Origin of the sequence: Pseudomonas reactans (assembly GCF_013387025.1) — a bacterium.
GTDB classification, from domain to species: Bacteria; Pseudomonadota; Gammaproteobacteria; order Pseudomonadales; family Pseudomonadaceae; genus Aquipseudomonas; species Aquipseudomonas reactans.
Genome location: NZ_JACAQP010000027.1, coordinates 201049 through 220343, shown reverse-complemented (window position 1 = coordinate 220343; position 19295 = coordinate 201049). Strand labels below are relative to the sequence as shown.

Annotated in this window: 13 protein-coding genes; 7 read left to right on the top strand and 6 right to left on the bottom strand. The window is 60.0% G+C overall.

The window, feature by feature from the left end:
- The 5 genes from HX793_RS22870 to HX793_RS22850 form a co-directional block, all read right to left on the bottom strand.
- A partial coding sequence (locus tag HX793_RS22870; protein WP_177052396.1) for a ribonucleotide-diphosphate reductase subunit beta occupies positions 1-412 on the bottom strand: 412 nt, incomplete at its 3' end.
- Between the two features lie 446 nt (positions 413-858).
- Positions 859-2142, bottom strand: coding sequence for an ABC transporter substrate-binding protein (locus tag HX793_RS22865; protein WP_177052395.1), 1284 nt, complete (start codon positions 2140-2142; stop codon positions 859-861).
- 51 nt (positions 2143-2193) lie between these two features.
- Positions 2194-3450: a DUF1479 domain-containing protein gene (locus tag HX793_RS22860; protein ID WP_177052394.1), complete on the bottom strand. Its 1257-nt coding sequence runs from the start codon at positions 3448-3450 to the stop codon at positions 2194-2196.
- Between the two features lie 132 nt (positions 3451-3582).
- Positions 3583-4446, bottom strand: coding sequence for a helix-turn-helix domain-containing protein (locus tag HX793_RS22855; protein WP_177052393.1), 864 nt, complete (start codon positions 4444-4446; stop codon positions 3583-3585).
- A gap of 140 nt (positions 4447-4586) precedes the next feature.
- A complete protein-coding gene (locus HX793_RS22850; protein WP_177097469.1) occupies positions 4587-4856 on the bottom strand; it encodes a DUF2790 domain-containing protein in 270 nt (89 codons plus the stop codon).
- Between the two features lie 417 nt (positions 4857-5273).
- On the opposite strand from HX793_RS22850, the gene acs reads away from it, so the two are divergent.
- The 7 genes from acs to HX793_RS22815 all read left to right on the top strand — a co-directional run bounded on the left by acs (position 5274) and on the right by HX793_RS22815 (position 13290).
- Positions 5274-7229, top strand: a complete 1956-nt coding sequence (acs, locus tag HX793_RS22845) for an acetate--CoA ligase (protein WP_028617621.1) — start codon at positions 5274-5276, stop codon at positions 7227-7229.
- A gap of 696 nt (positions 7230-7925) precedes the next feature.
- Positions 7926-8711 carry an ABC transporter substrate-binding protein gene (locus tag HX793_RS22840; protein WP_033901307.1) on the top strand — a complete coding sequence of 262 codons (786 nt, stop codon included), beginning with the start codon at positions 7926-7928 and terminating at the stop codon, positions 8709-8711.
- 91 nt (positions 8712-8802) lie between these two features.
- A complete protein-coding gene (locus HX793_RS22835; protein ID WP_010208305.1) occupies positions 8803-9492 on the top strand; it encodes an ABC transporter permease in 690 nt (229 codons plus the stop codon).
- Positions 9489-10187 carry an ABC transporter permease gene (locus HX793_RS22830; protein ID WP_016979807.1) on the top strand — a complete coding sequence of 233 codons (699 nt, stop codon included), beginning with the start codon at positions 9489-9491 and terminating at the stop codon, positions 10185-10187. The genes HX793_RS22835 and HX793_RS22830 overlap by 4 nt, the downstream gene beginning before the upstream one ends.
- A 1-nt stretch (position 10188) precedes the next feature.
- Positions 10189-11301 carry a succinylglutamate desuccinylase/aspartoacylase family protein gene (locus HX793_RS22825; protein ID WP_177052392.1) on the top strand — a complete coding sequence of 371 codons (1113 nt, stop codon included), beginning with the start codon at positions 10189-10191 and terminating at the stop codon, positions 11299-11301.
- A 27-nt stretch (positions 11302-11328) separates the two neighbouring features.
- On the top strand, positions 11329-12093 hold the full coding sequence (locus tag HX793_RS22820) for an ABC transporter ATP-binding protein (protein WP_016973723.1): 765 nt from the start codon (positions 11329-11331) through the stop codon (positions 12091-12093).
- Between the two features lie 216 nt (positions 12094-12309).
- A complete protein-coding gene (locus HX793_RS22815; protein WP_016979802.1) occupies positions 12310-13290 on the top strand; it encodes a GlxA family transcriptional regulator in 981 nt (326 codons plus the stop codon).
- A gap of 6 nt (positions 13291-13296) precedes the next feature.
- Here the strand turns inward: HX793_RS22815 and HX793_RS22810 are convergent, their stop codons facing one another.
- Complete coding sequence (locus HX793_RS22810) at positions 13297-19215, bottom strand: dermonecrotic toxin domain-containing protein (protein ID WP_177095800.1); 5919 nt, start codon at positions 19213-19215, stop codon at positions 13297-13299.
- Positions 19216-19295 lie beyond the last annotated feature (80 nt).

Genomic DNA, 19295 nt, shown 5'->3' with positions numbered 1-19295 from the left:
GGCCTTCGGGGTTTTTCCACAGCGCGATGTCGGCGGTCATATTGACCTCTTGCGGCATCCAGTGGTTGGCGCAGCCGTCGAGGTACTTCTGCCAGGCCCAGTCGTACTTGAAGGGTACGAGCTGGTTGAGGTCGGCGCGGCAGTTGATCATGCGCTTTTCGTCAACGGCGACGCGGGCAGCGGAGCCTTCCAGCTCGGCGAGGCCTTCGGCGACGTCGAGTTTGTCCAGGGCGGCCTTGGCGCGCACGATGGCGGCGGAGTCACTGGCGGTGACGGCGCGGGCTTCGAGGGCGGCTTTGGCGCCGTCGCCGTCGAGGCGGTCCATGTTGGCTTCGGTGGCGTGGCCGGCGTTGGCGCCTTTGGTGGCTACTTCGCCTTCTTCTTCTTTGTCGAATTCGTCCCAGCTCAGCATGACGTGTCGTCTCCTGCGTGAGGGCTCAAAGGTGCCCGTGTGAAACCGGATGGTTGGGTGTTCACACGGCCCTGAGGCCGCGGTGGATCTTAAGGAATCGTTTGTTGCAGCTAGCGCACGCATTAAACGGAATAGGGTTACGGGTGGTCTGCGTGAGGCTTGAGGTGCGGAGCGGTAGGTGCTTGCTCCAGCGGGAGGCCTCAGGTCTGGCTCTTCATCCCAGTGTAAAGGGATATTGCAGGCCCGGTTTACCCGCGCATTATAGGGAAAAAAACGACTTTGTGTTGCGGCGGATGGTCACGATTGAGCGCCACAATGGCGTGGTTTTCGGCCAAAGCGTGTGTTTGCAAGGCTTTGCCTGGCCTGGTTTTTTTTGACGGGCGGTAGGCGGGGTTTTTGGCGCGCCGGTTCTTGCCCCTTCATGGGCAAGAACCGGTCGCGGGTGCTTACTGAGCGGCCGCTTTAATACTGGCAAACATCTGTTTGCCAGCCTTCGCCGGATCAGCGTCTTTATTACTCATAAAGTTACTCACTACATCAAACACCGCGCCCTGCACCGCCTGCGATGTCGACATATTGAATGCCATGCTCGGCGCGAGCGTGCCGGCCTTTTCGGCATCGGCGAAGTCCTTGGCGGAGGCTTGGGCGCAGCTGTCGAACTGGCTCATGTCCAGGCCCTTGATCACCGGGATCGAGCCTTTGTTCTGGTTGAATACAGATTGGAATTGCGGCTCCAGGGCGATCTTGGCCAAGTCGTCGCGGGCGGCATTGTTGCCGGGGGTGTCGTTTTTGCTCGAAGGCTTGAACATCGCCAGTGAGTCGATGGTGTAGCTATAAATGCCTTGGGAACCGGGGAAGGGCGCGCATTCATAGTCGACACCGGCCTTTTTGCCGGCTGCGCTCCATTCGCTTTTGGCCCAGTCGCCCATGAGTTGCATGCCGGCCTGGCCGTTGATGACCTTGGCGGTTTCCATGTTCCAGTCCTGCCCTGCGCCGTTGGGGTCCAGGTAGCTCTTCAACTTGCGCAGGGCGACGAAGACTTCGGTCATTTTTGCGCTGTTGAAGGTAGCTTCGTCGTTGTCGATAAACGCTTTCTTGAAGCCGTCAGCGCCGAGAATGCCAAGCACCAGGCCTTCGAACAGGGTGGTGTCCTGCCAGGGTTGGCCGCCGTGGGCGATGGCGATAAAACCGGCGGCCTTGAGCTTGTCGCCAGCGGTGTAGAGTTCCTCCAGTGAGGTGGGGGCATGTGCGACCCCGGCTTTGCGCAGCACTTCGGGGTTGGTCCACAGCCAGTTGATGCGGTGGATGTTCAGCGGCACGGCGACGTAATGGCCGTCAAACTTCATCAGCTCTGCGAGGCTGGGCGGTAGCAGGCTGTCCCAGTGGTTGGCCTGGGCGACGTTGTCGATGCTGGTCAACAGGCCAAGCTTGCCCCATTCCTGGATATCCGGGCCTTTGATCTGGGCGGCGGAGGGCGGATTGCCGGAGACGGCGCGCGTCTTGAGCACGGTCATAGCGGCCGCGCCTCCGCCACCTGCCACGGCACTGTTTTGCCAGGTGAAGCCGTCTTTTTCGATCAACTGCTTGAGCACGTCTGCCGATTTGGCTTCTCCGCCCGAGGTCCAGTAGTGGACAACTTCAACGCTGCCTTTACTGTCGGTTGCGTGGGCGGTAATCGTACAGAGGCTGGCGAAAGAGACGGCGACGGCATGGCGATTCAGGCGGTTCATAGGGGATACCTTTTTGTTTTTATAGGGGTAGTTGTTTTTATGGGCGTGGGGTTATTTCAGGCCCAGGCCTTTGCGGCCCAGGGCGTTCAGTTGTGATGAGGTGAAGCGGTCTTTCCAGTGTTGTTCGTAGTCTTCGCGAGGAAAGTCGTCCGGCGAGACGCCTTGCTCGAACGCCCGGAAGACGTCCTCGGCGTAGCGCAGGTTTTTCGGGCACATGGGCGCGGCGGGCACGTACATCACATTGCCCCAGCCCTGCTGGTTTTTGACCGGTGCGACGCTGTGGATTACGTCGCAGTGCCACCACACAGAATCGCCGGCTTGCACGTCGGGTATGGGCGTCATGCCCTGGATGAGCAGGGGGTGCCACTGCTCCAGGATCGGTAACACCTTGCCTGGCGCTACGCCGCACAGCTCATCCTCGGGCACGTCGTCCAACAGCGGGCGCAACAGCATGTAGGCCATGGCCTTGGGGATCGGCAGCGTATGCAGTACGCCTTGGTCGGCGCGCATGTCACACAAGGCCGTCCAGCCCTGGAAGGTGCGGAAGGCCGAGCATTTGGTGCCTTCGTAGGCATATTCGTCGACCTCTGTACGATACGCGGCGTCCCACGGGTCATACGCCTTGAAGTCGTTGCGGTAGATCTTGTCGAACACCTTCAGGTAGGCCGGGTGCAGCCAGCGCTCCAGCGCCCCGGAGTCGGTGTGTGGGCCCAGGCCCTTAGAGGTGGTGCCCGGCGGGCGACGGCGCACGCGGTCCGGGTACAGCGCGTTGGTGTCCGGGTCGAACCATTGCTGGCCGTGGGAGTGGGTGGTCCACAGGCGGTTGAGGAAGGATTGCGCGGCGCCCATGCGTGGGTGCTGGCGCACTTGCATCTGGGCATCGGACCAATAGATCGGGAAGATTTCCGGGCGCGAGGCCTCCAGGTTGCCGAAGAAGTTGTCGGCGGGCCCGCGATACACCGTGTCGAATTGGTTGGTGTCCAGATAGTCCAGCAGGCTTTTGTCCCAGCCGAGCACGTGCTCGCGTGGGAAGTGGTTGCGAATCACCAGGCAGCCGCGACGTTTGATCAGTGCGCGTTGTTCGTCGGTAACTTGGCCGTTGGCGATGCTTTCAAACTCGAGTTCAGGCCAGGCGCCACTGCCCGCTGCTTTGATTGATTCAATTTCGGCGGCAATGAACGCACTGACCTCAGCAAACAGGCGGTTCACATCGCCGATTTGCGCGCGCAGGGCCTTTTTCATGTTGACGATGTTGCGCTTGTAATCGCTTGGCAGTTCGGCACTTTCGAAGGTGGGGTAGTTGCTCATGGGGTGGCCTGTATTGTTGTTATGCATACAGGTATGAAATCACCCAGGCAGGCCCGGATGGCAGCCTTGTTAGGCGCGTTGAGCAGTACGATTGTGGCGTTTGTCGTTGAATGAGTAGAAGAATCAGGCTGACTACTGGAAGTGGTGCCCGTGTTGCTCTCGAAACTGCGTGGGAGTGATGCCTTTTTGCGCCTTGAACTGTCGATTGAACAGCGCCTGAGAGGCGTAACCCACGTGCTCGGCGATCGTATTGATCGCCAGGTTGCCCTGCATCAACAGGGCGCAAGCGTGTCCGATACGCAGGCGGACGATGTAGTCCAGCGCCGTGCAGCGGGTGTGCTTGCGGAACATGCGATGGAAGGCAGAAACGCTGACACAGGCCATTTGGGCCAACTCGGGCATGCTCAAGGGTTGCGCGTAGTGGCCATGCACGTAGTCCAGCACGCGGCGGATGCGGGCATCCTCAGCAACCTGAGGCGGCGCGTTTTCCACGGCGATGCGTTGCGCCGCCACGTCGCGCGACAGGGTGGTGAGCACCGTCAGCAGCGAGATCAACCGCTGCGCGGCGTCTTGCTCAACCATGGCTTCGATCAGTGGCCGCAGTGACCTTGATGTGCTGTCACTGAAACTCAGCGCCTGTTGCGCCGCCGCCAACAACGTGCGGGTCGAGGTCATTTCGGGAAACAACTGCACCAGCGATTCCGCCCAGGCTTCCGAAAACCAGATCACCAGTGCTACATGGGGTTTGGCCAGGTCGATGCGTTCGACGGAAGACCAGCTGTGCGGCACGTTCGGGCCGACCAGCACTAGGTCGCCATCGTCATACAGCGCTACATCGTTGCTGATGTAACGATGCCCTCGGCTGTTGAGGGTGAGCGTCAGCTCGTATTCGGGGTGATGGTGCCACTCAAACGGGATTGCCTCCGGTAGACGCCTGTTCAGCAGGGTCCAGGAAGTGGCGGCCTCGGTGGGGATCTTTTCGAAACTGGCTCGCATGAATGCATCCTGCCGTACAGGGAAGATGGCGGCGCCACAATCGTAGCATTCGAATCAGGCAGGGAGAAGGCGAGCTCTTGGCCGCAAGAACGATTTCTTGCGGCGAATAAGATCAGGTTCAGATAGAACGCATCAGGTTATTACCCGTTAGAGCAACCATTACCCATCACGTGGTAATTAAGAATATGACGCTGACCTTGCGAGTCTTCATATTCCATCTTCACCGGTACAACTTCGCACACTTCCGGAATACTGCTCATGGACAATACTTTGGCAACATCCAAGTGGGTGCTGTAAGTATAGTCTTCAACGATCGGGGTATTACGGCTGACCACGTCAGTCGGGGCTTCGTCGGCCAGGGCAGCGGTGGCGCACAAGCTGCTGAGGGCCATAACTACTAAAGCTTTCATTTCTCTATTTACCTTATTCAGGGCGAGTGGGGTCACGGGGCCCTTGTGAGGCCGCGTGTGTAACTTACTTAAGAGTTGGGAAGTTCGGATTAACGTTGCCTTCGTGGGGGCTGTTGCGTTGTTAATCACTGCGGTATGTAACCAAAGTGCCTTGTTGGCGGAGTTGATTTTAGGCCCTCAGGTTATATTCATATACCCGTACTTTTGATAAACACTATTGGCGGTTTTTGTAACAATCCCGTGGTAAAGCTTTTTTCACAAAGCCGCGAAGCGCCGCAGCCCGCGGGCTAGAGGTGCGAATGGGGATATCAGGGCAATTTGTAGGGGCTTGTTACTACCATCGTCGAATGGTTCTATAGGTCAGCCCCGGCTACAACAGGGCCATACAAAAACAACTATGTCACCGAGGTAAGAAAGATGAGTGCGGCTTCCCTGTACCCCGTTCGCCCCGAAGTAGCAGCCAACACGCTGACCGACGAGGCGACCTACAAGGCCATGTACCAGCAGTCGGTGGTCAACCCCGATGGCTTCTGGCGCGAGCAAGCCAAGCGCCTTGACTGGATCAAGCCTTTCACCACGGTGAAGCAGACCTCGTTCGACGATCACCATGTCGACATCAAGTGGTTCGCCGATGGCACCCTGAACGTTTCCTACAACTGCCTGGACCGTCACCTCGCCGAGCGCGGCGACCAGGCGGCCATTATCTGGGAGGGCGATGACCCTTCCGAGAGCCGCACCATCACTTACCGCGAGCTGCATGAAGAAGTCTGCAAGTTCGCCAACGCCCTGCGCGGCCAGGATGTGCACCGCGGCGACGTGGTGACTATCTATATGCCGATGATCCCCGAAGCCGTGGTCGCCATGCTGGCCTGCACCCGCATCGGTGCGATTCACTCCGTGGTGTTTGGCGGTTTCTCTCCGGAGGCCCTGGCCGGTCGCATCATCGACTGTAAGTCGAAGGTGGTGATCACTGCCGACGAAGGCATCCGCGCCGGTAAGAAGATTCCGCTGAAGGCCAACGTCGACGACGCCCTGACCAACCCGGAAACCAGTAGCATTCAGAAGGTTATTGTGTGCAAACGCACCAATGGCAACATCAAGTGGAACCAGCATCGCGACATCTGGTACGAAGACCTGATGAAAGTGGCGGGCACCGTGTGTGCGCCAAAAGAGATGGGCGCCGAAGAAGCGCTGTTCATCCTCTACACCTCCGGCTCCACTGGTAAGCCCAAGGGCGTGCAGCACACCACCGGCGGCTACTTGCTGTATGCGTCCCTGACCCACGAGCGCGTGTTCGACTACCGCCCAGGCGAAATCTACTGGTGCACCGCCGACGTCGGCTGGGTCACCGGCCACACCTATATCGTCTACGGCCCGCTGGCCAATGGCGCGACCACGCTGCTGTTCGAAGGCGTGCCGAACTACCCGGATATCACCCGGGTGGCGAAGATCGTCGACAAGCACAAGGTCAATATCCTCTACACCGCACCGACCGCAATCCGCGCCATGATGGCATCCGGCACCGCTGCGTGCGAAGGCGCCGACGGCTCCAGCCTGCGTCTACTCGGTTCGGTGGGCGAGCCGATTAACCCTGAGGCGTGGGACTGGTACTACAAGAACGTCGGCCAATCCCGTTGCCCGATTGTCGACACCTGGTGGCAGACCGAAACCGGCGGCAACATGATGAGCCCGCTGCCGGGCGCCCATGCGCTCAAGCCGGGTTCGGCAGCACGGCCATTCTTTGGTGTGGTGCCGGCGCTGGTGGATAACCTGGGCAACCTGATCGAAGGCGCTGCCGAGGGCAACCTGGTGATCCTCGATTCGTGGCCAGGCCAGGCGCGTACTTTGTACGGTGACCATGACCGCTTCGTCGACACCTACTTCAAGACCTTCCGTGGCATGTACTTCACCGGTGACGGTGCGCGTCGTGACGAAGACGGTTACTACTGGATCACTGGTCGCGTGGACGACGTGTTGAACGTGTCCGGCCACCGCATGGGCACCGCCGAGATCGAAAGCGCCATGGTTGCCCACCCGAAAGTCGCCGAGGCCGCCGTCGTCGGTGTGCCGCACGACATCAAAGGGCAGGGCATTTACGTGTACGTCACCCTGAAAAATGGTGAAGAGCCCAACGAAGCCTTGCGCCTGGAGTTGAAAAACTGGGTGCGCAAGGAAATCGGACCGATCGCTTCGCCGGATGTGATCCAGTGGGCGCCGGGCTTGCCGAAGACGCGGTCGGGGAAAATCATGCGCCGTATCCTGCGCAAGATTGCCACGGCCGAGTATGACGGGTTGGGCGATATCTCCACTCTGGCGGATCCAGGTGTGGTCGCGCATTTGATCGAGACGCACAAGACCATGAACGTCGCGTAAGGCGCTCAGGTCATCCCAAGCCCCGACCGGTGCAAGCCAGGCGGGGCTTTTTCATGCAGTCTCAAAACCGATGAAGATCAACTGTGGGAGCTGGCTTGCCTGCGATGAGGGCGTGTCAGTTTCATGTGGGTTGGCTGACAGTCCGCCATCGCAGGCAAGCCAGCTCCCACATTTGGAATGTATTACAAGGTGAGCATCGGAGCTGATCTGACAGATGGCCATAACCACCAAGCCAATAAATATCGGTTTCTATTGTAGGAAGTTTCTGAATGTTACCCTCAGGCGCAAATGTGTAACCCGCAGCCCAAACATGAGGCAAAGCGCTACGCCCATGCCCCGAAAAACCGCGTTTTAGACACCCCAGCAAATAAGATTAAACGCCAGACTTGCCGTCCTAGAAGGGTTTGCGAATAATAGGCCCGCAATTTGCAGCGTCTACAGGTTTAATGTCTTTTGTCTCTGCATAAAATACAGAGGCTGTCAATGAGCTGGAACCGCTTTCTCGGTGCTTCTGTAAATTGTTGTCGCATTGAGGAAATATCGGCTTCCGGCCTGTCGTTAGAATGCCGATCACTCGCTCGTCGTCTCCAGTGTGTAGCTGGTGTAGGACGCAGCACCGCAATTCGGTTTCCCTTAAGTCGCATCGTGGGCCATGGCTCATACTGCTGTTTTGCCCTATACCGATGGAGTCCCAAGATGAAGAAACTCGTGCTGTTGGGCGCCCTGGCGCTGTCCGTGCTGTCCATGCAGGCTTTCGCTGAAGGCAAGCCCCTGAAAATTGGTATCGAAGCGGCTTACCCTCCGTTTGCCTCCAAAGCGCCCGATGGCAGCATCGTCGGTTTTGACTACGACATCGGCAACGCCCTGTGCAAGCAGATGGACGTGAAGTGCACCTGGGTCGAGCAAGAGTTCGACGGCCTGATCCCTGCACTGAAAGTGCGCAAGATCGACGCGATCCTGTCGTCCATGTCCATCACCGAAGACCGCAAGAAGTCCGTGGACTTCACCAACCGCTACTACCTGAGCCCAGCGCAGTTGGTGATGAAGGAAGGCACCACCGTCAGCGACAGCCTGGATGAGTTGAAGGGCAAGAAGATCGGTGTGCAGCGCGGTTCGATCCACGATCGCTTCGCCAAGGAAGTCCTGGCCCCTAAAGGTGCTACGGTTGTGCCTTACAGCTCGCAGAACGAAATCTACCTGGACGTGGAAGCCGGTCGTCTCGACGGCACCGTGGCTGACGCGACCCTGCTGCAAGACGGCTTCCTGAAAACCCCGGCCGGTAAAGGCTACGCGTTCGTGGGCCCGCAGTTCACCGACGCCAAATACTTCGGTGACGGCATCGGCATCGCGGTACGCAAAGGCGACAAGGAAAACCTCGACCGCATCAACGCAGCCATTGCCGCGATCCGTGCCAACGGTGAGTACAAGAAAATCCAGGACAAGTACTTCGACTTCGATATCTACGGCGCTGACGCCAAGTAAATCGTCGCAGCTGTCTGTCCGAAATGGCGCAAGCAACAGAATTCCTGAGGTTTGCGCCATTTTTTCATCCCCCTTTTCGAGGACCTGAATCATGTTGAAAGGCTACGGGGCCGTCATCCTCGATGGCGCATGGTTGACGCTTCAGCTCGCCTTGTCGTCCATGGCCTTGGCCATTGTTCTGGGTCTGATCGGGGTCGCGTTACGCCTGTCGCCGGTGCGCTGGTTGGCCTGGCTGGGTGACTTGTACTCCACGGTGATCCGCGGGATCCCCGACCTGGTGCTGATCCTGCTGATTTTCTACGGCGGTCAGGACCTGCTCAACCGCGTCGCGCCGATGCTCGGCTACGACGACTATATCGACTTGAACCCCTTGGCCGCCGGTATCGGCACCCTGGGTTTCATCTTTGGCGCCTACCTGTCGGAAACTTTCCGCGGCGCCTTCATGGCCATTCCCAAGGGCCAGGCCGAAGCCGGCCTTGCGTATGGCATGAGCAGTTTCCAGGTGTTTTTCCGGGTGATGGTGCCGCAGATGATCCGTCTGGCGATCCCCGGTTTCACCAACAACTGGCTGGTCCTCACCAAGGCGACTGCGCTGATTTCGGTGGTGGGCTTGCAAGACATGATGTTCAAGGCCAAGCAGGCGGCAGATGCCACCCGCGAACCTTTTACCTTCTTCCTCGCAGTGGCGGCGATGTACCTGGTGATCACCAGCGTGTCGTTGCTGGCCTTGCGTCATCTTGAGAAGCGCTACTCGGTAGGCGTAAGGGCGGCTGATCTATGATCTTCGACTACAACGTCATCTGGGAGGCCATGCCGCTGTACCTTGGCGGCCTGCTGACCACCTTGAAACTGCTCGCCATCTCGCTGTTCTTCGGCCTGCTTGCCGCCTTGCCTTTGGGTCTGATGCGCGTGTCCAAGCAGCCGATCGTCAATGGCGCGGCCTGGCTTTACACCTACGTGATCCGCGGCACGCCGATGCTGGTGCAGCTGTTTTTGATCTACTACGGCCTGGCCCAGTTCGACGCCGTGCGCGAAAGCTTCCTGTGGCCGCTGCTGTCCAGCGCGACGTTCTGTGCGTGCCTGGCGTTTGCGATCAACACCAGCGCCTACACGGCCGAGATCATTGCCGGCAGCCTCAAGGCCACGCCCAACGGCGAGATCGAAGCGGCCAAGGCCATGGGCATGTCGCGCTACAAGCTGTACCGCCGCATCCTGCTGCCGTCGGCCCTGCGCCGGGCGCTGCCGCAGTACAGCAACGAAGTGATCATGATGCTGCAGACCACCAGCCTGGCCTCCATCGTCACCCTGATCGACATCACCGGTGCCGCGCGAACGGTGAACGCCCAGTTCTACCTGCCGTTCGAAGCCTACATCACCGCCGGTGCGTTCTACCTGTGCCTGACCTTCATCCTGGTGCGCCTGTTCAAGTTGGCCGAGCGCCGCTGGTTGAGCTACCTGGCTCCACGGAAGCATTGATATGGAACGTATCGATCACCTGTTGCCTTGGGGTCACCTGGGCTGCGAGCGTCAGCTGAGCGTGTTCCGTTTCGGCCAGGGCGAGCGCAAGGCCTATATCCAGGCCAGCCTGCACGCCGATGAACTGCCGGGCATGCGCGCAGCCTGGGAGCTGAAAAAGCGCCTCGCCGCACTGGAACAGCAAGGGGCGCTCAATGGCGTGATCGAGCTGGTGCCGGTGGCCAACCCGATGGGCCTGGGCCAACTGCTGCAAGGCAGTCACCAAGGGCGCTTCGAGGTGGGCAGTGGCAAGAATTTCAATCGCGACTTCGTAGAGTTGAGCGAGCCGGTTGCCGAGTTGCTCAACGGCAAGCTGGGCGATGATCCTCACGCCAATGTGCGTTTGATCCGTCATGCGATGAGCGATGTACTCAACGCGTTGCCCGAGCCAAGCAGTCAGTTGCAAGGCATGCAGCGCATCTTGCTGAGCCACGCCTGCACCGCCGATGTGGTGCTCGACCTGCATTGCGACGCCGAAGCCGCACTGCATATGTACGCACTGCCGCAGCACTGGCCGCAGTGGCGTTCGCTGGCGGCGCATTTGAATGTGAAGGTCGGTCTGCTGGCGGAAGACTCCGGCGGCAGTTCGTTCGATGAGGCCTGTTCGCTGCCGTGGTTGCGTTTGTCTCAGGCGTTTCCTGAGTCGCAGATCCCGTTGGCCTGCCTGGCGACTACGCTGGAGCTGGGCGGTCAGGCCGATACCGGGCGTGACGAGGCGATCTTCCACGCCGAAGGTATTCTCGCGTTCCTCGCCGAGCAGGGCTTGATCAAGGGCGAATGGCCTGCGCCGCAATTTGAACCTTGTGAAGGCGTGCCTTTCGAGGGTACCGAATTGCTGTTTGCGCCCCACGCCGGGGTGATCAGTTACCTGCGTAAAGCCGGTGAATGGATCGAAAAAGGTGAGCCGATTTTTGAAGTGATTGATCCCCTGGAAGACCGCGTCAGCACCATCTGTGCAGGTACTTCGGGGGTGTTGTTTGCCGTTGAACGGCTACGTTATGCCCAAGCGGGTTTCTGGCTGGCCAAGGTGGCGGGGCGCGAAGCGCTGCGTCACGGGCGCTTGCTCAACGACTGACCACCTGTTTTTGTGAGAACCGACCGCATGTACAAACTTGAAGTCCAAGACCTGCATAAACGCTATGGCAGTCATGAAGTGCTCAAAGGCGTGTCCCTGGCCGCCGCGGCCGGTGATGTGATCAGCATCATCGGTTCCAGCGGTTCGGGCAAAAGTACCTTTTTGCGCTGCATCAACCTGCTGGAGCAACCCCACGCCGGCAAGATCCTGCTCAACAACGAAGAGCTGAAGCTGGTGGCCAACAAGGATGGCGCCATGAAGGCTGCCGACCCTAAACAGTTGCAACGTATGCGTTCGCGCCTGTCCATGGTATTCCAGCACTTCAACCTGTGGTCACACATGACCGCGCTTGAAAACGTGATGGAAGCGCCGGTGCACGTGCTGGGCGTGTCGAAGAAAGAGGCCCGTGAAAAGGCCGAACACTACCTGGCCAAGGTCGGTGTGGGCCATCGCAAGGATGCGTTCCCTGGTCACATGTCTGGCGGCGAGCAGCAGCGCGTAGCCATCGCCCGAGCCTTGGCGATGGAACCGGAAGTGATGCTGTTCGACGAACCCACCTCGGCGCTCGACCCGGAACTGGTTGGCGAAGTGCTCAAGGTGATGCAGGACCTGGCCCAGGAAGGCCGTACCATGGTGGTGGTGACCCACGAAATGGGCTTTGCCCGTGAAGTGTCGAACCAGCTTGTGTTTTTGCACAAAGGCATCGTCGAAGAACGCGGCAACCCGCGTGAAGTGCTGGTGAACCCGCAGTCCGAGCGTTTGCAGCAGTTCCTGTCAGGCAGCCTGAAATAGTCCAGCCTGCTACTCACCCCTGTAGGAGCGAGCTTGCTCGCGAAGGTCGTTAACGATAACGCGGGAAACCAGATACCCCGTGGCGTTCTCCGGTTTTTCGCGAGCAAGCTCGCTCCTACAGGAGAGCGGATCTTCATTGTTTTGAGATTTGTGTTGGTTTACGGGCTAGCATTAGCCCTTGTCTTCATTACTGTTACTGGCTTCGGATAGCACTCCATGACCGCCCACAAAATTGGTTTCCTGATTTGGCCCAGCACAAAAGCCCTGACGCTTGCGCTGGCTGAGGAGGCCTTGCGCGTTGCCCAGCGGGTGCATCCGGACGTGGTTTACGAGCTGTCGTTCCTGCAAGCCGAGCCGGCGACCGAAGGTGCCTGGCAACTGCCGGGCGAGCCATGGGCTGGCAAACTGGAAGGGTTCCAGAAGCTGTTCCTGCTGGCAGATGAACCGCCGACGGTCATCGCTTCCCAACTGAGTACCGCGCTCAAACAGCTGGTTCGCGCCGGCTGTGTGATCGGCGGCTTGTCGGCCGGTGTGTACCCACTGGCCCAACTCGGCCTGCTCGACGGCTACCGCGCCGCCGTGCACTGGCGCTGGCAGGACGATTTCGCCGAGCGTTTCCCCAAGGTCATCGCCACCAGCCATCTGTTCGACTGGGACCGCGACCGCCTCACTGCCTGCGGTGGCATGTCGGTACTCGACCTGCTGCTGGCGGTATTGGCCCGTGACCACGGCGCCGAACTGGCCGGTGCGGTCTCCGAAGAACTGGTGGTAGAACGCATCCGCGAAGGCGGCGAGCGCCAGCGCATTCCGCTGCAAAACCGCCTGGGTTCCAGCCATCCAAAACTGACCCAGGCTGTTCTGTTGATGGAGGCGAATATCGAAGAACCGCTGACCACCGACGAAATCGCCCAACATGTATGCGTGTCGCGACGACAGCTCGAACGGATCTTCAAGCAGTACCTCAACCGCGTCCCCAGCCAGTACTACCTGGAACTGCGCCTGAACAAGGCCCGTCAGATGCTCATGCAAACCAGCAAGTCGATCATCCAGATCGGCTTGTCGTGCGGCTTCTCCTCGGGGCCGCATTTCTCCAGTGCCTACCGCAATTTCTTCGGCGCCACCCCGCGTGAAGACCGCAACCAACGCCGCAGCAGCAGCCCGTTCGAGTTGTCGTCGGTGCCGTCCGAGCGCGGTTGACCGTTCTTAGTCCTCCGTTGATTCGGGTGTGGGCGGTGGTGTCACTGGGCGCCCCTCTGCGTCCACGGCGGCTTGGTCGACCCCCAGGTCATTGTGGCTCTGGCGAAAATACTGCCGCAGGTTGTCCAGGCTTTCTTCTGACAGTGGGTTGCCGCTGAGGTCCGATTCAGCGTCCCACTCGCTGGGCATGTGCAGGATGTCGTCCGGGATGTCGCTGATCAGGTTGTCGCTCAGGTCCACGGTGCTGAGCACCGGGCGAGTGAACACGCCGGCAGGCAGTTCGCCGAGTCCGCAGTTTTCAAGGTACAGGCCTTCAAGCTTGGGCATGTTGTCCAGGGCGGGTGCGCGGCCCAGGTCGTTGTCGCTCAGGTCCAGGTAAATCAGGTTGCGCATATCTCGCAGGTTGGCGGCGGCCTCTGCGCTCAGGCGGATACTGCATTGTGTCAGGCTCAGGCTGGTCAAGCGGGGCAGGTTGAACACCACCTCGGGGATGTCGCCCAGTGTGTATTTCTCCACAAGCAGCGTTCTCAGTTTGGGGAAGGCGCGCACCAGGCCTTGGACATTCGTGGTGGTTTCTTCGCCCTTTAATTCCAGCATCGATACGTGTTCGAAGCGCGTGCTCAGCGTAGGCAGCTCTCCCAGGATCGGCGTATTCAGTACCAGTTTGTGCGTCACTTCCTCGCCGCCGTTGAGTTCGTCGATTTCGGTTTCACGACGCCAGCCTTCCTCCAACTGCTGCTTGATAGCAGAGCGCGCCAACTGCTCTTCGGCGCGGGTATGTTCGTCCAGCGGTATATCCAGCACGGCATGGCGTTCCGGGACGTTGAGTGCCCAACTTGTGAGATCTGCGCTGAGGGTGGCGTACTCGTTTTCCAGGCGGCTGATTTCGGTGGGGATGGCCTCAAGGTCGCCGGGGAGCCCGAAGATGAAACGGTTGACCTCTGAGTTGATGAAGGTTGGATAGAGCGCTGCAATACGCGCGTTATCGGCGTCGAGGGCGTCAGCTCGCAAGTGTTCGCCCGTGCGTTGGCAATAACGTTTGAGTGCTTGCAGGGAGGTCCGGGACAACGGGTTTGCAGACAGGTCGAATGCTTTTGTCACAGATGCAGGGTGTTGCAGCAGAGCGGAGGGTATCTCTGTGATCCGGTTGTGGCTGAGGTCTATCAGGTCACGTTCGCGATTGCCCAGCAGGCTTGCCGGTATCTCGCCCAGGCCGGTGTTCTGCAGCCTGATCCGGGTCAGGGCGGTCATTGCTTCGAAGTTCGGGAGGTGCGCCAGGGGGTTGTCGCTCAGGTTCAGTTGCTCAAGTTGGGTCATGCCTTCCAAGGCCGTTATGGCGCGGGCTGAAAAGCGCAGGTCGCAGTGGTCAAGGCTCAGGGACTTGACTGTCGGCAACCCGAAGATCGACTCGGGGATTTCACCCAGCGAGTAGTGTTCGATGCCCAAGGCTTGCAGCGTGGGGAAGCTTTCCAGCAGGCGTGCAAGTTGCAGGGGGCTTTGATCCCCCCTCAGATTGAGTGTCGACACGTGGTTGAGGCGCGCACTGAGTGTCGGCAACTCGCCGCTGATGGGGGAGTGGATGTCGAGTTCGTAGGTGGGCGGGTGGCCGCTGCTGTAGTCATCCTCCTTGATTTCCCGACGCCAGCCGGCCAGTAGTTCCTGTTTGAAGGCCTGACGTCTGTTGGACTCGGACTCGTCGAGGCCTTCGGTGTCGGCCCAATCGTCCAGCTCGGTGCCCAAGTGTTCGTACTCCTGCGCCAGGCGAGCCAGTTCGATTCGCCCCCTTTCCAGATTGCCTGGCAAGCCGAACACGAAGCGATTGATGTCGTCGTTACTGAATCGTGGAAACAGCGCTTTTGTGCTGGCGACGTCCACCGGTGCCGCGCTGGCTTCCCAGTAACTGCCGGTGCGCTGGAAGTAGGTCTTGATCTGTTCCAGGGTCGGCCCTGACAGCGGGTTGCCAGAGAGATCGAACGCGTGGCTGGTGTGCACGGGGAGTTCGAAAAGCTCGGCGGGGAGTGTGTGAATCAAGTTGTCCCTGAACACAGCAGTTGCCAGATGCTCACGCTGCAGGACGCCAGCGGGCAGCTCGGTAATGCCGGTGCTGCTCAAGTCCAGAAAGTGCATGCCCGGCATGTTTTCGACGCTGGGCACCCGTCCCAGGGGGTTGTTGAACAGGTCCAGGGCGACAAGCTCGTTCATGTTCGACAGCGCCGCCTGGCTTTGCGCCGTGAGGGTGATGTTGCAATCGCTGAGCACCAGTTCGTTGAGCCTGGGCATTGAGGCCAGCCTTGGTGGCAAGGTGCCCAGCGCAATGTTGCGTACATTCAGATGGCGCAGCAGGGGAAAGTGGGACAAAAACTCATCAATCTCCAGTGGCCCATTTTCGCCCTCCAGCGACAGGTAGGAAATATGCGAGAACCGCGCCGCCAGCACAGGCGGGTTACCGGATATCGGCACGCGCAGATGCAGTTGGTGGCCGTTGCGCGTGGGATGTTCGAAATAGGTATCCAGTGGGGTTTCCAGGCGCCAGGCGCGGCGCAATTCATCGGACCAGAGTTGGCGGTTGCGTTTGGCATAAGCGAACTCCTGGCGACCGATGCGCACCTCTGAATCAGTGGCCAGGCGCGGCGTGGCGGTGACCCAGGCGCGCAGGTCGAGGTCCAGTTGGCGATATTCGTTGCGCAGAAAGGTTAGTGCAGTGGTGATGCCGCCCTCGGTGCTCTCCAGGCTTCGGACAATGTTGTTGATGTGCGCAGGCGGCAGAGACGGGAACAATTGTTGGGTTTGTTCATGAGGAGTCGGTGCGCGGTGCGGGCCAGGAACCGCCGGACGATAGCCCTGCATGCCGCCGCGCAGGCGCATGGTGCTGGGGTCGTAGGCCGGTTTTCCGCTGGGGATTTCTCCGAGCAGCGCACGCAGATGTGAAGGATGCAACGCATGACGGGCGATGGCCTGGCGCAAGGTTGGGCCTTGTGCGATATGAATCCCCAGCGCATTGCGTGCGGAGTCGGGCAGGGCCTGGAGTACGGCGGTATAGAAGTCGGTTTCACCAAACAGGACGCCGTTGTCGGTGGGCACATAGTGGTCGTCGGCGGTGTAGATCAGTGTACGTTGGGTGGCCGCAGCCGGCTCACCGATCGCATCGCGCAGCGTGCCATCAGCCGTCTCACTCCTGACTTCGAGGCGCAGCCCGGCGGGCCAGCCCGGCAAATCAGGCAAGGTGTGCAGGGCCAGTCGGTCAGTGTCTGGGTTATCCACGCTGTCCAGGTACAACCCTTCGTAGGCGCGGGAGGTACGGACTTCCTTGAGGGTTTCGCTGGCCAGTTCGATCAGGCGGCGTGGTGCGCGGCCCTGGTCGATAGCGCGCAGTTCTGAGGGTGTAGCGACGGCGCGCAAGGCCTCGGCGGCGCTGACCGGCAAGCCGGGCGACGCGTCGATCAGCGTGGTCAGTTGGGTATCGTTTGTACGCTCGACGCCGCGATACATCGAGTCAAACAACGCCCAGCGTTTGTCCTGTGCCAATTTTCCGAGTTTTTTTCGCAGCACCCGTGTGCGGGCCAAGAGTGAAGTGACGGGCTGGCCGAATTCCTCTTCCAGCATTGCTTTGCGCTGTGACTCATCAAGCGCCTCCAAGAGGGTCTTGAGCAAGTCGCCGTTGTGCAGCTGGCTTTCGTGGATCTGAAAGACAGCCGAACCGTTGCTGCCGGGAATTTCCCAGCGGGTTCGTCCGGAATTGTCGATCAAACGCAGGGTTTTGCTACGGGGCCACAGGCCGTAGTTGGTCAGCAACAGCAACTGGGTATGCGGGTCGGCCAGTGCCTGAACAGCAGGGTCATCGCTATTCAACTGGTGGATAAGGTCGTTCAGGTTCTGGTCGATCCGAAAGCGCTTGAGGCTGTCGGCCAGCAGTGGTGGCAAGGTTTCATGGTTGACGTAGAGCTTGCGCAGCGTGCTGTCGTCAATGCCGCTGACCTGACGAATCTGTTCCAGTTGTACGTCGGTAAATCCATCGACTTGATGGCCCAGGCGTCGCATCAGTGTGGCGCTGTCCCAGCTCAAAGGGTGGTCGAGTTCACTCACCCAGGTGCCTTGGCCATTGCCGGTCACCTTCGGGCGGTAGGCGTTGGGGCGTGTGGGATGTTTGAGGTAGTGGGTTTCGGTGGCGGGGTCTGTGGTCACGGCGTAGTGCTTGCCCGAGAGCGGCAGGATTTCTTCCTCGCCCAGGGGGTGCAGGCCCAGTGCGTTGGCACGTAAACCGTTAGCCAGTGTCACATCGCGGGCATACGGTGCCAGGTCCGGTTGCCACAGACGGGCTTGGCCGTCGGGCAGGGCGACGGGGGTGAGACGGTCGAAAAACTGCCAGATTTCGGCCGGCAAATGCTTGCGCAACAAGCCTTGGGCAATCGGCACGCCGACCACGAACAGGCCCAGTTGGATCATTTGCTCCGCCACTGCCAGCAGGTGTTCCTTGGCCTGTAGCTTGAGGCCTTCGGCCCAATCGATGATCCCCTCGAACGCGTCGTCCAGCAGTTGATAGGCGCTGTAGCCGAGCATCAACAAGCCCAGGGGCGGTACGAAGGGGGCGGCGATCATCGCGGCAATCTGCAGCAGGGCCGAGCCGATTTTTTCGAACAGGCTCCAGCGTTCCCAGCGGGTTTTCTGGTCCGCGCTGGCGGTGGAAACGGCTTGGGTGCGGGCGTCGTTGAACAGCTTGCTGACTTTGGTCTCGAACAGATGCACCAGCACCGAGCCACGCACCGGGATGACGGAGAACTGCATACGCGGGTTGTCGACCGGTGTTTCCCGCCAGCTGGGGCGCGGGTCGCCACGGGTGTGAGGATGCCAAGTGACGTTGGCGAGGCGTTGGCCGAGGTCGGCGAAAAACACACCACGCTCGTCGTGGTTCACAAAACGGCTGAAAAACTGCTGATACGCGGGCTGGCGCAGGTTGGCAGTCAGGGCCTGCATGAACAGCACACTGGAGCCGTACTCCTTTAGGGGGTGTTGTGGGTCATCCGGGATGTAGGCGATGACCGGTACGGTATGTCGCGCGCGCTCAAGGTCGGCGGCGGTAAACAGCACGATGCCGGTCAGTGTGCTGTTCATGATGCTCAGGCTGTGACAATGCAGAGGGTAGCAGTCCACCGGGTCATTCAGCAGGTGTTGCAGGCGTTGGAAGTTGGCTTCGGACAGGTCCCCCTGGATGCGCGCCATGTGCATCGCCACCTTGAGGCTGGCGGTTTGGCTGGCGTCGAAGTGCTGGCGCAGGCGCGCTTTGGCCACGGGGTTGTCGAGGTCCAGGTAACGCTCGAGGTAGGCGCTGTATTGGCCGCCCAGGTCCAGTTCGCGGCACAGGCGGGTAAAGTCGGCGACGCTGATGCGCGTGCCGACGCCAGGCAGGGTCTCGAAGTGGCCGCTGGCGGTGGGACGGGTGATGAACGTGGAGTGGGGCTCGTAGGCGTCATCGGCGGTTTCGGAGGCTTCAAAGTTGTGCAGGGCCGCGTCCAGCAATGACACGGTCCAGGCGCGCGCAGCACCGGCGCGGACCGCAAACCAGGTAATCGTGGCGGGCACGTACAGGCGCAAGTAAGTCGTGCGCACATCCCGTTCTACGCCAAAGCGCTGTTTGAGCGCTTGTTGCAGCAAGGGCGCGGCGAAATCGCTGGGCGACTGAAGCTTCTCCATGGCGCTATCGAGTTGGTTCTGAGTGATCCAGGCCTGGCGGATCAACGGTTTCAGGGTAGCGTCGTGTTCAGCCGAGGCGTGGGAGGGCCAGGCCGGTGCGATGTTCTTGAGGGCAAGGCGGCGGGGTGTCGAGGCATTGCCGAGCCAGTCGGGGATCGTGCGGGTGAGCACCTCATGATGCAGGTCGCGCAGCGGGATCAGGCGTTCCTGGAGGAGCGCGGTGGGTTGTGGACTCATTGCAAAGCTTCCTGGGTGTTGGATAACCCCATCAGCAGAACAGCTCGTCGGTGACGATCCGGGTTAGATAATTAGATCGA